Origin of the sequence: Labilibaculum euxinicum (genome assembly GCF_009795715.1) — a bacterium.
Classification (GTDB): domain Bacteria; phylum Bacteroidota; class Bacteroidia; order Bacteroidales; family Marinifilaceae; genus Labilibaculum; species Labilibaculum euxinus.
Map to the genome: position 1 here is coordinate 35,216 of NZ_WTCR01000003.1, position 17,515 is coordinate 52,730.

At 36.0% G+C, this 17,515-nt stretch carries 7 protein-coding genes; all 7 read left to right on the plus strand.

Features of this window, described 5'->3' with window-relative positions; all coding sequences use genetic code 11:
* The first annotated feature begins 26 nt into the window (after positions 1-26).
* The 7 genes from GQR60_RS04220 (at position 27) to GQR60_RS04250 (ending at position 17,322) form a co-directional block, all read left to right on the plus strand.
* The gene (locus tag GQR60_RS04220) at positions 27-8,162 is read left to right on the plus strand and encodes a SprB repeat-containing protein (RefSeq protein WP_124991748.1); all 8,136 of its coding nucleotides are present in this window, start codon (positions 27-29) and stop codon (positions 8,160-8,162) included.
* Between the two features lie 244 nt (positions 8,163-8,406).
* Positions 8,407-8,562: a transposase gene (locus tag GQR60_RS20350; RefSeq protein ID WP_124991997.1), complete on the plus strand. Its 156-nt coding sequence runs from the start codon at positions 8,407-8,409 to the stop codon at positions 8,560-8,562.
* Positions 8,563-8,951: 389 nt separating this feature from the next.
* Complete coding sequence (locus tag GQR60_RS04230) at positions 8,952-12,131, plus strand: SusC/RagA family TonB-linked outer membrane protein (protein ID WP_225441331.1); 3,180 nt, start codon at positions 8,952-8,954, stop codon at positions 12,129-12,131.
* Between the two features lie 14 nt (positions 12,132-12,145).
* On the plus strand, positions 12,146-13,726 hold the full coding sequence (locus GQR60_RS04235; protein ID WP_124991749.1) for a RagB/SusD family nutrient uptake outer membrane protein: 1,581 nt from the start codon (positions 12,146-12,148) through the stop codon (positions 13,724-13,726).
* Between the two features lie 21 nt (positions 13,727-13,747).
* A complete protein-coding gene (locus GQR60_RS04240; RefSeq protein WP_124991750.1) occupies positions 13,748-14,989 on the plus strand; it encodes a glycan-binding surface protein in 1,242 nt (413 codons plus the stop codon).
* 536 nt (positions 14,990-15,525) lie between these two features.
* A complete protein-coding gene (locus GQR60_RS04245; RefSeq protein WP_154675798.1) occupies positions 15,526-15,675 on the plus strand; it encodes a hypothetical protein in 150 nt (49 codons plus the stop codon).
* A 243-nt stretch (positions 15,676-15,918) separates the two neighbouring features.
* Entirely contained in the window at positions 15,919-17,322 is a 1,404-nt protein-coding gene (locus GQR60_RS04250) for a cellulase family glycosylhydrolase (protein ID WP_225441332.1), read from the plus strand.
* The last annotated feature ends 193 nt before the right edge of the window (positions 17,323-17,515 follow it).

Here is a 17,515-nt window from a genome sequence, read left to right on the forward strand (position 1 = left end):
ATTTTATCATCCATAAAACCATTACTATGAAATTGAGATTTTTACTGTTTTTTATACTTGTTTTTTTATTGGGGAGCTTTTCGGTAAAGGCACAAGGCTTGAAGTATAATGGGGAGGTGGAGATTAAGATTAAGATTATCCAGTTCTACCAGAAAGAAATGGATGATCATGGAAATGGGGATTTAGAATGCAGGGCTAATTTTCAAAAGAAATCTGGGACAGATTATTCCAATTTCTATACTAAAACAATTACTGGAAATGGAGTAAATAAAGCAAGTGCATATGTTGCATGGTATAATCTAAGCAACATAACATTACCAGCTACCTTTCATACAGAAAAGTTTAAACTTACTTCTCAGAATTTAGTTGATTATTTCACAGAAGACAAAGATAGATTTTTCCGATTTAAGGTCTGGGAGCATGACGGGGGGAGTAATGATAATGATTTTATAGAAGAGCGTGATTTTTCGATTAAAACCTTAATCGATAATGATGATAGTCCAGGTTATCATATATATAGAGTGGAAAGCGATGGTAAACACTGGGCTGTTGATTTAGAATATTCCATAACGCCACCCTCTGTAGAAATTACAAGTCCTTCTAAAGATGATACCAGTTTTCAGGAGGGGGCTATAGTTCCTTTAAAAGTAGTTAAACCTGAAGGTGCTAATTTTGAGTACGAATGGATGGTGCAGATTGATGGTGCTACTACTACAGAAAAAACCAAACGTAAGGTTTTAGCTCCGTTTTTCTTTTATGAATACGGAGAATCATTTCCTTGGATTTCGGCAATTGGCAGAGAGCCAGAGGACGGATATAATCTTCAGTTTTATTCTAATATGTCTCGGGAAGAAATATGGAATGTTACTCAATATGTTATGTTTTATCTTAAAGATGATCCTTCTGATAATGAATTGGAGGATATGATAGAGCGATACTTGATAGATGAAACAATTGATATTCCCTATTTTGTTCCAGCAATAGATAGTAAAACAAAGTCCAATATCACAAACGATGGAACCTGTGATTACCTACTCCCCGAATCAAATAAATTCTACCGAAACTTTAAATTTAGAGTACAAACCATTGTCCGCCCTGCAACCAAAACTTACTTGCGATGTATCGAGGAGGATAAAGTGATGATTGTGGATGTTTTTCCGCATTATCCAGATATACAGCTAATCTCTGAGGCCGATAAAAAGACTGTTACATGTTTTGGAGGAAGTGATGGAGAACTAAAAGTAAAAGTTGTTGGGGATTTAGGCAGCAATGGAGGTGTTGTGGCATATAGGGCAACAGTGAGGAAAATAGATGAAACATATTCTGATTCGAAAACTTTCGAAACATCCGAGTTTACCTTTTATAATTTAAGTGAGGGAGATTATGAATTAACTGTTAGTAATGGATTTAATCAATCTAATACTGAGAATTATGAAGATAAAGATTCAACGGAATATAATGGATTCTTTTTGTTGGGTCATGAAACAGTTCCTTTTACAATAAAGGAAAATGAGATAATAAAATTGTCATCTTTTGGATTTGAATCTACTGGGAATTGTGATGAATTTCAGATTATTAATCCTAGCACTAGTGGAGGTGTTGTATCAAGTGCTTATACTTATAGTTTAACATCTAATGGAGAGTATAGAACGGAATTACCAATTGTGAGTATTGCAGATAAACAACCAGAGGAGGAGAAGGAGTTTACACTTTGGGTAATGGATGATTTAGCATGTTATCAGAGTGGTAAGTCTAGCTTAATTAAGGATAGTAAATTGGAATTTGCAGTTCCTGAACCTATAGGGAAGGTATGTTTTGGTGAGTTAGTATCTCATACAGTTTCAGGTGTAGGTGGAAGTGGAGAATATCATTTTTCAATGGATGGTGAGATCAACCCTCTTGAAGATTATGCTGAAGATAAGACTTTTACTGATATTGATGCAAAGAAACATACATTCAAAATAAAAGATTCACATGGTTGTACCGCAGCAGATGTTGAAAGAACATTTGAACAATATGGTCCTATTGAGATTTATGAATTTGAGCGAACAGAAAAGATTGCGGGGAATGAAATTCATATTAGCTGCAATGGAGCTAGTGATGGAGAAGTAAAATTTAAAATAAAAGGAGGTACACCAAAATATTCTTATATTCTAATTGGACCAACACCAAAATCGGGAACTGAAATAAGTGAAAATACGGTAGTTGTTATTCAAGGACTATTATCAGGAGAATATACCTTAACAATTCTTGATAAGAATGGATGTTCGTTAGGAGAGGTCAAAACTTTTAAATTGGAAGAGCCTTCGATTGTGCAAGTAAATCCTACTTATCTAAACTATTCGGGTTACAATTACAAATGTTTAGGAGATTATGCAACAGTTAAACTTCAGGTAAATGGTGGAATTAGCCCTTATGTATTAAGTTATGATTCAGAGGATAAGAATATAAGTAATTCAGGAGGAGTTGCAGAGTTTGATGTGCAAGGTACAGCACCGATTATCATTATTACAGATGCATTGGGATGTAAGCCTGATTTTAATCTTACTTTAAAAGAGCCGAAAAAGTTGACTGTTAAGATGATCCCAAATAAGTATACTTCTGGCACGGGAGAAGTTTACCATATCAAAAAGAATGGAGGAAACGATAAATTAGATGTTATAGTTGAAGGGGGCATTACTCCTTATGCTATAACTTTTCAGAAATATGATGAAGGAAAAGGAGTTTGGAAGCTTGTGGAGAGTAGATCTTCTAGTTTGAGAATAAATAAATTTGATGTAACCGCTGGTACCTATAAAGCTATTGTTAATGGGAAATATCCTACATGTATACAAGAAAATCCGATAACGATAAAGGAACCAGCCCCACTCCTAACTAGTATTACTTATCCAGATGATTTTAATAGTTATCAGATAAAATGCAATGGAGAAACCGGAAGATTTAATGCTATCCCTTCAGGAGGGATTGAACCTTATACTTTGGAGATAACAAAATCAGGAGAGGATGTTGTTATTAAAACTATTGAAGCTGGGATCTCATTATTAAAAGCAGGGGCTTATGATTTAAAAATAACTGATAAGTTTAATAAAGTTCCTATTGTAAAGTCCATTGTCTTGAATGAACCATATCCATTGGATTTTACAATGAAAGTATCAGATTATAATGGTTACCAAATTAAATGTTCAGATACGACAGATTTGGTTACAATTGCTCTTTCTGGAGGTGTCGGACCTTATGATATTCAGCAAGATATTGACGGAGTATTTAATACAAGCCATAATGATGTTGAATCATATTCAGAATTTGGAAATTTGGATGATGGCAATTATACCTATACGGTAATAGATGAGAATACTTGTAAGCTTGTAAAAGATACAATTTTAACTAAACCAAAAGAATTAGTACTTGGGGATCCTAAATTTAAAGAGCCTTCCTGTCATCATGATATGATGGATCATGTATTGAATGAGAAAGGGAATGGTGAGATTGAGGTGAGTGCTAGTGGCGGGTGCATTGGAGCAGATTACGAATTTGTTATTGATGGGATAGATGCATATGGGAATAATTTAGAGCAAAATACTATTTTGGGCAAGACGGCTGTATTTAAAAATCGGGTTACAGGGACATATAAAATTATTGTTAAAGATAAAAATGGTTGTGAAAGTTTTAGGGAAAATCAGAAATTGAATGAACCACCTTTGTTATTGATTAAGGATATTGTTACTACTAGACCTAGGTGTTACAATGAAAAGAATGGTAAATGGGTTAGTGAGATTATTGGAGGTGCAGGAGATGTTTTTGAATATTCTATAAATAATTCGGATGATTGGATGAATACCAATCGGAATTTTATTCAAACTAATAAAGCATCGGGTACCTATGATGTTCAAATTAAAGATACTAATTCATGTTTGTACGAAACAAAGATCATTGTTGATAAGACCGATTCTATTGTAAATAGTATGGAAATAGCTGGAATTGATGTATTAAAAGGAGGTAAAGAAATTAAATTTAGGTGTTTCGGTGAAACTGTACAACCATTTCTTATTGTAAATGGAGGAAATCCATTATATTCTATTGAAATACAGAAAGATGGTAGTTTTTATCATAGCTTCTCTAATGTGGCAAACAATACAAAAATTAATCTCCCGGATACTAAAAAACTGAGTAAGGGGATATATTCTGTTCTAACTACAGATACATTACATTGTAAATCTGCTGAGGTTAAATTTGCTTTAGATCAACCGACACAGCTAAAAGTTGGGAAGAGCGATTCTAAGTATAGTAATTCGAAAAATGAGTTTTTTGATTATGCATGTTTTGGTGTAAGTGATATTTTGGGAATATCAGTAAATGGAGGAACAACCCCATATACTATTGAGCATGATGGAGTAATTGAACATTTGGATGTTAAAGGTAATTATGTGGATTTTGGTATAAGGGGAGTACCTCAAATGTTTTTAGTGAAAGATGGTAATGGATGTGAGAATAATTATACCCCTGATCTTTTAGAACCATTAAAATTGGAACTTGAATTATCAAAAAATAAATATAAATCGGACGATTATAATATTAAATGTTTTGGTGGGACAGATAGTATTTGGGCAAAAGCTACAGGAGGAATAACACCTTACACTTTCGAATTGCTGGATGAAAGCAATACCCTAATGGCAAGCAAAGATTCGAATGGTGAAGTATTTTTTGAAGATTTACCTGTTGGTCTTTATCATGTAAAGGTAACGGGGGCATATAATAGCAGCTGTTCTGCTTTTCATGATATTAGCTTAAAACAACCAGATCCTATAAATGCAAACATAAATTTGTCCGATTATAATGGATTTGAAATAAAATGTAAAGGATTAACCGATACTATTAAAGTAGAAGCCTTGGGGGGAATCTCTCCCTACAGCATTCATTTAGAGGGGATGGAAATCGAGAAGGAATTTACTAAAGTAAAAAATGGTCAGGTAATTTTTAGCGATTTACCAGCAGGCAAATATCAAGTAAGCATTACTGATCAGTTTAAAGCTTGTGAGTATGTAAAGGATACGGAATTAACCGAACCAACAGTACTTCATTTTGATATTGAAACATCGCATTACGAAGGCGGGTTCGAAATCAGATGTTCTTATTTAAAAGATTCAGTTAAGATCACTCCTTATGGCGGATTGCCAATTACGAATGCATCCAAATATAAAATCGTACAATCGGATGAACATGAAAATCATCAGTTAGGAAATATTATTGCCGGAGAGAATCTTGCATTTAAAAATTTAGAAGCAGGAATGTACAGCTATATAGTTTCTGATGATAATGGGTGTTCTGTTAGCAATATAGTAACGCTTGTAAAACCGGATTCTTTGCAAATTACAGATGTTGCTTTTACAATACCAACATGTCACGCAAAGGACATGGGGGACATTTCGAAAAGAACAGACGGTGAAATAAAGGTGCAGGCAATAGGAGGTGTAAATTATTCAGGAGGCTATTATGATTTTCTATTAAATAAGATGCCACTTGCCGAAGCAAAAGATCGGTTGGATTCAATTAGAGCGATTTCAAATACAACATTTATTCAACGGGAGACAGGGGAATACATTATCAGGGTAACTGATGTTAATGGTTGTATGACAGAACGAAATAAACAACATTTGGAGCAAGCAGATTGGTTGCATATTGAAAGTTTTAATTCTGTTATTCCGGAATGTTACGAAGCAAAAGATGGATTTTGGACGAGTGAAGTATTAGGTGGAACAAGTGCTTTGGGAAACTACTCATTTATTATTTCTAAAGATGAGCAGGATTTTAGAAATGGCACAACGGGTAAGGAATGGAATCAGGATGGGTTAGGCAAAGGCAAATACCTTCTCGAAATAACTGATGATTTAGGCTGTTACTACAAACAAGAGGAAGAATTACAGCAACCTGCCGAAATGGCCATCGATTTTGATGTGATGGGCGTTGCGGATTTTGGAAATAATGATGGAGCAGTTCAGGCGAGAGTTAGTGGTGGAAATGGAGACTATCGATACCAATGGTATCACAAAGGTGAAAAATACTCAAATGGTAGGCTTAAAAAAATTGAAGAGCTTTATGCTGGAGAGTATACTGTTGAAGTTTGGGATAAGAACAATTGTCCCTATGGTAATAATGAGTTTGGAGTTGCGAATGGTTTGAAGAAGACGGCTGGTGTAATGGAGCCAGGAGGTAAATTAACTATTGTTGCCAATTCTGTTAAGACCAGTTATTATGGTGCTGAAGATGGAGTGTTGGAAGTTTCAGCTGTTGGTGGATGGCCTTATGCCGTTTGGCCGGGATATGAATTTTCTTTAAATCAGGGGGCTTGGTTAGTGACCAGTAAATTTGAAAATTTAAAAGCCGGATTGTACCAACTACGGGTAAAAGATAGTAAAGGAGTAAAAGATTCAATAGAAGTGGTAATTGAAGAGCCTGACGAAATTTTGATGGAATTAGAGAAGAGTAACTGTCTTTGCTTTAACGATGAAAGTGGTAGTGTAAGGGTTAGCGCAACTGGGGGTACTGCACCTTATACCTATGCAATTAATTATGCGGTAGATTTTTCTAAATCGAATGAATTTACGAATCTAAAAGCCGGAAATTACCGTGTTTTTGTAAAAGATAAGCTGGGTAATATTCAAAATCAATATATTGATGTTGATGAACCGGAAGACCTTAAGGTAGAATTGTCAGATTTAACACATAGTACCTGTAACAGTAGTAACGGTTCTGTGAAGATTGAAATAACAGGAGGTACGCCGGAATATTATATCAATTGGGGTGATTTTTATCCGGCTAACAAATTACAACCAAACACTCTGGCAACTGGTAATTATAAAATTGAAGTTACTGATGCCAACTCATGTGTAGCTTCACAATCATTTTCAATAGTAGAAAAGAGTGGCCCTGAAATTAGTTTGATAGACTTGAAAGAAGTGAGTTGTCATGAATCCACAGATGGGGAAATATCTATTGATATAACAAATGGAACAGAGCCATATGATGTGATTTGGAAAGGCCTCGAAAGTTTAAATCCAAGAGAAATCAAGCAATTGGGAAAAGGGAAGTATTCGCTCGTTGTTAGTGATGCAAACAATTGTTTTGCAGAGGCAGAATATGAAATTACGGGCCCGGAAGAATTGGAATTATATGTGAGTAGTTTACAATCTCCAAATTGTGTTGGAATTGATGATGGAAGTATTCTGTTGATTGCTGTTGGAGGAAGTCCTGACTATATCTATAATTTAAATGGTAAATCAAACATTAACGGATGGTTTCCTAATTTAGGAGCTGGGGACTTGCAAATAGAGGTTACTGATGCAAATGTCTGTAAAAAAACTTTAGAGGCCGAATTGAGTGCACCGGTGCCCGTTAAGATAGAATTGCCTTACGAGTATGTGTTATGCCGGAATCAAACAGAAACAGTAAATTCTGGAGTGGATGGAGCTTCAAGCAAGTGGTTTTTTGGAGGCAATCAATTTAGCGTTAACAACGAGGTAGAACTCAATGAAGAAGGGGATTATCGATTGGTTGTAACAACAGAAAAAGGATGTGAGGCAGAGCACGAATTTGCAATAACATTTCTTGATTATGAAGTAGTGGCTGATTTTATTATACCTGTTGAGGCCATTGTTGGTGATACTATTGTTGCAGTTGATATTTCATGGGAGCAACCCGATTCGGTAAAATGGCATTTCCCAGACGGATTAGAAGTGGTGAATAGAGAAGAGGCATCAATTTGGTTGAGAGTACTGGAAGCGGGAAACCACACAATTGGCATGTCCATTTTTAAAAATGAATGCAGTGACTATATGGAAAAGCAAGTTAGGGTTGAAAGCAACAGTACTAAACGGAAAGCAGGATTTATTCAGCCTGATCAGGTTTATATAACTGAGGCAAAATTATATCCTAATCCAAATAGGGGCGATTTCCATTTAAAGCTTCTCTTGAGCAAAACAGCAGACGTGAGCTTGGAAATATATGATGTAGAAAGAGCTCTTAAAATAGATACAGATGAAGGACATAATAATGCGGTTTATCAATTCGATTTCAATAATAGATCTATTTTTAGACCAAACAATGTGTATGCAGTTGTAATTATAGTTGGAAAAGAAAGACGAGTACTGAGATTCCTTGTGTACTAAATTGATTTTAAAAGTTTCTTAATGATTTTAATTAATAATCCCACTTTAAATATTTGTTTGAAGTGGGATTTTCTTTTGAAATGTTTTGACCCCTGATATCCTAGAGTTTTATTCGCTCGAAGCTCCGCCCCGGGGAGGATAGAGGAAAAGTTTGAAAAACGGATGGTTTTTCATACCAGTTATTATAGATGAAGTTGGAGTTGGATTGAACGAAATCTGTATTGAATTGTCATAACGCCATGAAATACAATTTATAGAAGTTGGTTATGAAGAAAACCACGTTCATTTCTTAATACAAAGTGTACCCAGTTTGTCTGTGAGTGAAATGTGTATGAAAGTAAAGAGTATCATGGCGAAAGAAATTTTCAGACATTTTCCGGAAGTGAAGACCAAGCTTTAGGAAGGGAACTTTTGGACAAGTGGCTACTATGCAAACACAGTTGGTCAATACAGGAACAAAGATGTTATCAAAAAACATATTGAAAATCAAGGCAAAGAAGTAAAATATCAAAAAGAGTATGAAGCTCAGCTTACTCTTTTTGATTTCTAATACTTCGGGGCTCTCCCGGGGAAGTTTATTCGTAATTCCGAATGAGTGTTATGGTGTTGCGAATAAATTATAACCCCTTCATATAATACTCCTTCCCCTCGAATTTAAATAATACCATTGAATTAAATACAAAAGCATCCTAAATGAGAAACATAAAGACCCTCTTGTAACTATGGTTAGGTGTATTTTTATTGAGTTGCCCAAGAGGCTTGTTGTTTTAAACTAAAATCTATCTTATTATGAAATTGAAATTTAGTGTACGCATGAGATGGTTGAATGGAGAATATAGAGTTCTTCTTGCCATTGTGCTGATGAATTTAATTGTGTTGCCCGTTTTTGGGCAAAAAATACCAATATCGGGCGTTGTAAAGTCGAGTTCGGATGGTGATGCTCTGCCGGGTGTAAATGTCATCATAAAAGGGACATATCAAGGGACTATTACTGATATCAATGGCGCCTATAGCTTAGAGGTTGAAGATGGAGAAACATTGGTTTTTTCGTTTATAGGTTTTGAAACGAAAGAGGTTTCTGTCAAAGGACAAAATGTGATTAATGTTTCATTAAAAGATGAATCTCAGCTTATAAATGATGTTGTTGTAATAGGTTATGGAACAACAACCCGTAAAAATATAACCGGTGCCATTTCGTCAATTAGTGCAGATGAAATTGTTAAAACCAATCCTACAACTTTAACTCAGGCTTTACAAGGGCAAGTGGCGGGAGTTATGGTGCAGGCTGTATCAGGGCGTCCAGGATCTGGAAATAGTGTTTCAATTCGAGGTATCACTTCTTTGGGAGGTTCTCAGCCCTTATATGTAATTGATGGTGTACGTATGTCAAAAGGTAGTGATCCAACAGTAGGATTAAATACGGACGATATCGCATCGGTTGATGTTTTGAAAGATGCTTCGGCCACCGCCATTTATGGTACTGATGGTACAGATGGGGTAATTATTATCACTACCAAACGTGGGCATGTTGGAGCTCCAACCATATCTTATGGTTATAAATATTCTTTATCCGAAGTGCCTAAAAAATACGATTTGATGAATTTAAAAGAGTATGCAACTTTTTTGAATGAACGAAGCCAGGATAATACTTGGTCTTTTGATGCCAGACCAGAGTTTGCCAATCCAGAATATTTAGGTGAGGGTACGGATTGGCAGGATGCTTTATTTAGAATGGCTCCTACTCATGACCATACGATTAGTGTAAATGGTGGAGATGAAGTGACACAATATGTGTTGTCTGGATCATATAATAATACGGAAGGTATTGCCTTGGGTTCAAGTTTTGAAAGGATGACTTTCAAGCTTAAATTGGATAACCAAACAACCAAATGGATGAAAATAGGTACAGATGTGTCATTTTCATATGTTAAAGAAAATAAAAGTGAGTCCTCTGGTGGTGTTATTCAGAAAGCTTTAGAGATGAGGCCTAATATCCCTGTACAAAATGCTGATGGGAGCTATGGTGGTTCAACTGAAGACTTGGGTTGGGTACCACCTCAGCCAAACCCATATGCATTAGCGCTTATTAATGACAACAAAGAAAAAAGTAGAGTGTTACGGAATAATTCGTATGCTGAAATTAACTTTATAAAAGGCTTAAAGTTGAGAAATGAATTTGGGGTGAGTTTCACTGATTGGACTGCTGATAAGTTTGAACCAACTTATGAGTTGGGAAATGCAATAAGGGATATAAATTCTTCATTTTATCAATATAGGCAGAGTCAATATTTGTCTGTAAGCAATTACCTTACATATAATCATATGTTTGCAGATCATTATAACTTGACAGCGATGGTTGGTCATGAGGCTCAGCTTTCTAAAGGCGAAGATGTATCTGCTGGGCGTAGTGATTTCCCTTCAAATACTGTAAAAACCATTGGTGCAGGAGATGCAACCACAGCTACCAATAATGGTCGTAAAACGCATAATTCAACAGAATCATACTTTGGACGGGTTGACCTAGGTTTATTTGATAAATATATTTTACAAGGAAATGTTCGTTACGACGGTTCATCAATTTATGCTAAGGAAAATCGATGGATCTTGTCTTATTCAGGATCTGTTGCATGGAACATTAAAAATGAAAACTTTCTGAAAAATATACATGTGATTAATGCCTTAAAATTACGTGGCGGATATGGTTTAACGAACAGAGCCGGGGGGACTGATTATGCTTATGCATCCGTGCTTTCTGCATGGCCAACAGCTCTATCTGGCGTATCTCAAATTACCACAAAAATTGGAAGCCCTGATTTGACATGGGAGCAAACGAAGTCTTCCAATATAGGGCTTGATGTTACTTTGTTTGATTGGCGATTAAATATTGGATTAGATTTTTATCTTAAACAAACTGATGAACTGGCCTTACAAGTGTCATTGCCTTCATATGCTGATACAGGAATAGGTTATGTCCCAGGTACAATAGATGCGCCATATGGCAATTTGGGATCCATGGAAAACAAAGGTTTTGAGTTTAAAATCGGATCCACTAATATTAAAACCAATAACTTTACCTGGAAGACCAATTTTACCTTTTCTCTTAATAGAAATAAAGTTGTTAAGTTAAATTCAGAAGGTGCTTTTATTAAAGGTGATTTAAGCAGAACTGTTGCCGGAAGGGCAATAGGTGAATTTTATGGCTATGAAGTAGAAGGTGTTTATGCCAGCCCTGTTGACTTTTTAGGTGATGAGGCAAAAGGTATCCTTCCTCATGCAAGGCCGGCTAAAAACGGAGAAATATTACCTTATGGCAAGGCTGGAGGTAGTATTTGGTATGGCGACCTTATGTTTAAGGATCAAAACGGCGATGGCATCATTGATGAAAGTGACCAAACTTACCTTGGATCTCCAATTCCACTATTTCAGATTGGATTTAATAACTCAGTTACCTTTAAGAATTTTGATTTGAATATTTTCTTTAGTGGTAGCTATGGCAATAAAATATATAATAAAATCCGCATTAATACAGAAAATCCACGTGCTAATCTCTCCTACTTTAGTTCAATGAAAGATTATGCCAAACTTGCATTGGTAGACCCGGAAGGATCTGACAGTGATGTGAACAATGTATATGTTGTGAATGCTGATACTAAGATTCATGGGGTTAGAAATGACGATACCAATGGAAACACAAGAACTTCAGACAGGTATATTGAAGATGGGTCATTCTTAAAATGTAAAAGTGTTACTTTAGGATATAGATTTTCAGAACACCTGCTTCGTAAAGCGAATATTTCTTCTTTAAGGGTTTATGCGTCTGTAACCAACTTATTTACAATCACTAACTATTCTGGTCTTGACCCGGAAATTGGATCATGGAATCCTAGGAATGCTGGAGTTGATAGCGGTTATTATCCTCAGCCAAGGATATTTACATTTGGTGTAAATTTATCTTTATCAAATAAATAATTAAATAAATTGCTATGAAATTAAAGTCAAAAATAATTTACTTAACTGTTGCTATTGCAGGTCTTTTAGCTTCTTGTAGCGATACGTTTTTAGATCGTCCGCCACTATCTAACATCAGTTCAGGTAACTTTTATCAAACCTCTGAAGATTTAAGATTGGCAACAGCTGCTTTATATGCTGGTGCTCAATGGGGGAGTTTGAGTTATTTTTCGTTCCTTCAAATCGGTGAAGTGATGAGTGGAAACATGATACTTGGTTATAATGATGATGCAGTTCAGATAAATAACTTTGCAGTTACTGGGTTGAATAGTGCTGTTATTACTTACTGGAGATCAATGTATGCTGTAATTCAGCATTGTAATATTACGATTAATGCAATTACAGAGAAAGCTCCCAATACCATATCTGCAGAGGAAATAAACGGAGCAATTGCAGAAGCTAAATTTATACGCGGATATGCTTATTTAAATCTTGCTGTTTTGTGGGGGGATGTTCCTATAATTGAGGATCTTAATGATTTGATAAATGACCCTTTGAAGGAGAGGAATATTGCGGATGACGTATATCAGTTTGTAGTAAACGATCTTACTTATGCTACAAAATATTTGCCGGTAAGCGATGAAAAGGGTAGGGTAACAACCTGGTCAGCACAAGGACTGCTTGCTAAAACTTATTTAACTTGGTCTGGGTTGAATTCTATATCTGGAGGGCAACGAAACGAAGCGCTTCTTGATAGTGCCAAACTGTACGCGGGAAATGTATGTCATGACAGTGGCTTAGAGTTAATGGATAGCTATGAAGACGTATTTAAGTATGAATTTACTGATGACGAAGAAATTTTATTTTCTCTTCAATGGTCTCCTGTAGATCAAGGATGGCTGAATGGAAATATGCTTCAATTATTTTCAAGTGCAGGTTTCTCTATTAACGGAGTTACACCTTGGTTCGGTATTCGACCTACTTATGATATGTATCTGCAGTATTCAGAGGCAGATTCTGTTAGGCGTAAAGCTACTTTTATGTATAAAGGGGATCATTATGCTGAGTTAAATCAAGAAAAGGGAGGTGTAGACTATACAGGTGATGCTGGTTTAAAGAAACATATCGTAGGTAATGAAAAAGATGTTAATGCGCCAACAATGGGTGTATTCTCTTCGGCTGAACATACCCCTTTATTAAGACTGTCAGATGTTTATCTCGTGTATGCAGAAGCTATTTTAGGTAATAACGGCTCAACAAGCGATGCAGAAGCACTGTTATACTTTAATAAAGTACATAAAAGAGCCGGCCTTGAAGCTGTAACTGAGATTAATGATGATGCAATGCTACGAGAAAGAAGGATTGAGTTGGCGGCAGAGAGTCAATATTGGATGGATTTAGTAAGACTTTCTTATTATAATCCTACTAAAGCTATTGGTCTTTTAAATGGAGGTGAAAGAGTGATATTTACACTTAATGATGCTGGGGTAGCAGAACCTCAAGATGCATATGGTATCATTACCCCGGCAAACATAAATACATTTAAACTACCAATCCCTTCAGATGAAATCACTGCAGATCCTAAGTTGTTGGATGAGCCGGTACCTTATTTTTAATGAAAAATAAATAGAATAATTATGAAAAAAATAATGTTTAATCGTATTCATTTCGCGATGTTAGTCTGTTTTGTCATTTTAGGAATACAGCTTACGTCTTGTGAAAAAGAAGAGGATAATTCACCTGTTATTACAGGGATACGTAATTACGCTCCTGCCCCCAATGACACCATTCTTGATGTATTGGTTCCCGGACAGTATGTTGTATTGGAAGGTTCAAACCTTCAGAACGCATCGTTGATTACCTTTGATGGTATACCAGCCACGATTGATAATGGTATATTAGCCGGGAATTATGCGGTGGTAAAGGTTCCTGATGTAATTCCTTTTCCTTTGGTGGCAGAGGTAGATGTAAACAAAGTTAGATTTGTTAACACCAATGGAGAAACAAGTTTTGATTTTCCAATACTTGCAGGGCCTCCTGCCATTACTGGCGTTTCAAATGAATTACCAACACCAGGTACTGTTGTTGCCATTAGTGGGACTAATTTGTTTCAAATTGAATCTTTTAGTTTTGGAGGTACAAATATTGCGGATTTTCAAATATCCGAAGACGGAACATTTATTATATTTACTGCTCCGGAATTGACTCAAAGCGGGCCAGTAAAAGTTGTTACAAGATCAGGAGTTGATTCTACAATTTTTGCAGTGAATGATTTTGAAACTGGGATGTTATGTAATTTTGATGATATAAATACTTTCAGTTGGGGTGCAGAAATTAAAAATGATAGTCAAGAGTTCCCTGGTAATCAAGGTAATTTTGCAGTATTAAACAGTGATGTTCTTGCTCCGTGGTCCGGCGACTGGTGGTCCGGTGGTCGTAGTATTAATCTAAATAGTACGCAATTAGTGTCTGTTGAAGATTTGGACTTACCTGTTGATAATTTTGCCCTTAAGTTTGAGCTTAATGTTCCCGGCGATTGGATTGGAACTCAATTGTATGTTATAAAAGATTATTCTTTTGAAGCGGACCCATCCTACCAGATGCTTTGGGAGCCTTGGTTAGTAGCTAATGGAGCCCAAACTTTCTCAGCAACTACTGCTGGTCAGTGGGTGACAGTAACTTTACCGCTAACAATGTTTAAAGTAGCCGATAGCGATGGCCTACCTGGCAAAGGTGACAGTGTTGCCAGTTTAGTTGACTTGCTAGGTGATGCCGGGAGTGGTGGCATAACTATATATACAGCCAATAAAACTGAAGTAGCAACTGAAACTGGTTTCCGAGGTGCTTTTGATAACATTAGGATTATAAGAATTAAATAACTGTTTAACTGAAACAATAGTTAATCTTATATAGGCCTGTAGGTTTTTACTTCAGATAGTAATTCCTGCAGGCCTAATTTTTTGTATGGTAAAAAATATACAATGGATTAGTTTGTCAGAAAAAATATGAATGCCGATACGGTTAAATCAATTATCCGCAACTCCTTTTTTTAATAATTGCGATAAGGAATGTTTTGGTATTAATTTTAAAGCTCACACTTCAAAAAATGGAATTTTCGGGCTTTTTTTTCTATTTTATTTTTTCGGACAGTTATGCCTTAAAGCAGGAATAAATATGTAGTTAGTTTCAACAAACACTATTTGCTCTGAGGTTGTTGCTAAATAGCAAAATAATGGAAATAATACATTTATACCCCCTTTGTAAAACATGGAGCCCCTTGGGAGTTTGGAGAATACGATATATTTAAATTGTCGTTTATTTGAAACTTACAGGTGTGTAATGTTTTGGATGAAAGAATTTTAAAGTCGTTAGATTATAGTCGCTTATGATAGAAATTGTAAAATATGACAATGGAATGAGAAAGACTAGTACTAAAGTGATGTTGTTAATTGCATTTGCTTTCTTTTTAAACTTCTTCTCCGAAGCGTCGCAATTGTATGTGGACACAAATTATCATCCTTATGATGATAAAATATTGAGAAAAATAACAGCAGCATTAAATTAATAAAAGAGGTAGGTTCAATGTTGTCTGCAAGAGACATTTGGCATGAGATAGTTACGAGCCTGCCGAAGGACAGTTCGATTTTGAATGGTTCAATACCGTTATGGATTTAATTAAATGATGCAAGGATTTCTTTGGAACGAGTTGAAAGTATATTGAAGTAGTATTGATTATGTATTAATTAGAAACAAAAAGAGAATGAAGTTAAATGTTTATTTTAAAGGGTTAGTGATTTTTATTACGATCATGTCTTTTTTTTCATGTAAGAAAGAGGCAGGTGTAGAGTCAGTTTTAAATGTTTCTCAAACTGAGATTAACGTAGAACCCGATGGAGGTGAGGATTTATTTACTATTGAATGTAGTGATGAATGGACAATAAATAATAATGCATCTACCTGGGTACAAGTAAGCGTTACAGCAGGTAATAGTGGTACTACTTCGGTTGACGTTACAATTGAAGCTAATAATACTGGTAATCATAGGAGTGGTATTTTGACTATAAACTCATCGAATGGTCAAGCAAGGAGAGTGACTGTTGATCAGGCTGCAAATCTATATCCTTCCTACAATACATCACCATTAGCTCCTGATGCAACAGGGATGAGCAGTACTGCTGTAGAATTGGCAGCAAAAATGACCTTGGGAATTAATATTGGTAATACCTTAGAGGCAACTCCTGGGGGCGAAAACGCTTGGGGCAATCCTAACATTACAAAAGAATATGTTGGAGCCATCAAGAATTTAGGGTTTAATGCCGTTCGTCTTCCATGTTCATGGGATCAGTATGCAGATCAAACGACTGCAAAAATAGATCAGGCATGGATGGACCGCGTTAAGGAAGTGGTACAGTACTGTGTTGATAATGATATGTATGTGCTTCTTAACATCCATTGGGATGGAGGTTGGTTAGAAAATAACTGTACTCCTGAGATGAAAGAATCGGTAAATGAGAAACAGAGAGCTTACTGGGAGCAAATAGCAACGGCAATGCGAGACTTTGATGAGCATTTGATGTTTGCCAGTGCCAATGAACCAGCCGTAGATGATGCTGCTAAGATGGAGGTGCTAAGTTCTTATCACCAGACCTTCGTCAATGCTGTTCGGTCTACTGGCGGAAGAAACAGCTATAGAGTGCTTGTAGTTCAAGGACCTAGCACAAATATCGAAAAAAGTAATGATTTAATGGATATGCCCACAGACGAGATAGAGGGACGTATGATGGCTGAGGTTCATTTTTATTCTCCTTCTCAATTCTGTATCTTGAAAGAAGACGTAGATTGGGGGAAAATGGCCTTCTATTGGGGAAATGGGTTTCATTCAACGATTGAGCCTGAACGTAATGCCACCTATGGAGAAGAAGATGCGGTAGATGCATCTATGGCTTTGGCAAAGGCGAAGTTTGTAGATAATGGAGTCCCGGTGATTTTGGGAGAGTATGGTACTTATAGGCGTGATAATGAACAATATGTACCTAAAGATTTGGAGCTCCACAATAACTCCGTGGATTATTGGATGACCTATGTGACAAAAAAGGCTCTTGAAAACGGTTTGATTCCATTTTATTGGGATATTGGTGGAGCCGTGGACAGACAGAACTATACCGTAAAGGACCAACGTACTATTGATGCTATTATAGAAGCGACTAAGTAATATTAATTACCGATTTATAATGCTTTAGTAGTTCAATAAATAATTTGTAATCATCCCCGACACTTGTGCCGGGGATGATTACAAATTATTTATGATAAGTAAAGAACATAAAAAAAAATACACTTTGTACTGTTTAAGTTGTTTAGGGTTTTTACACTCTTGGAATGATTGAGGGGCTTTAAATCAATAAAAC

What these genes read in the sequence shown, in the direction of transcription:
- GQR60_RS04240 (WP_124991750.1), top strand. Translation starts at nt 13,748, where the DNA reads ATGAAAAAAATAATGTTTAATCGTATTCATTTCGCGATGTTAGTCTGT.
- GQR60_RS04245 (WP_154675798.1), top strand. Translation starts at nt 15,526, where the DNA reads ATGAGAAAGACTAGTACTAAAGTGATGTTGTTAATTGCATTTGCTTTC.
- GQR60_RS04235 (WP_124991749.1), top strand. Translation starts at nt 12,146, where the DNA reads ATGAAATTAAAGTCAAAAATAATTTACTTAACTGTTGCTATTGCAGGT.
- GQR60_RS04230 (WP_225441331.1), top strand. Translation starts at nt 8,952, where the DNA reads ATGAAATTGAAATTTAGTGTACGCATGAGATGGTTGAATGGAGAATAT.
- GQR60_RS04220 (WP_124991748.1), top strand. Translation starts at nt 27, where the DNA reads ATGAAATTGAGATTTTTACTGTTTTTTATACTTGTTTTTTTATTGGGG.
- GQR60_RS04250 (WP_225441332.1), top strand. Translation starts at nt 15,919, where the DNA reads ATGTCTTTTTTTTCATGTAAGAAAGAGGCAGGTGTAGAGTCAGTTTTA.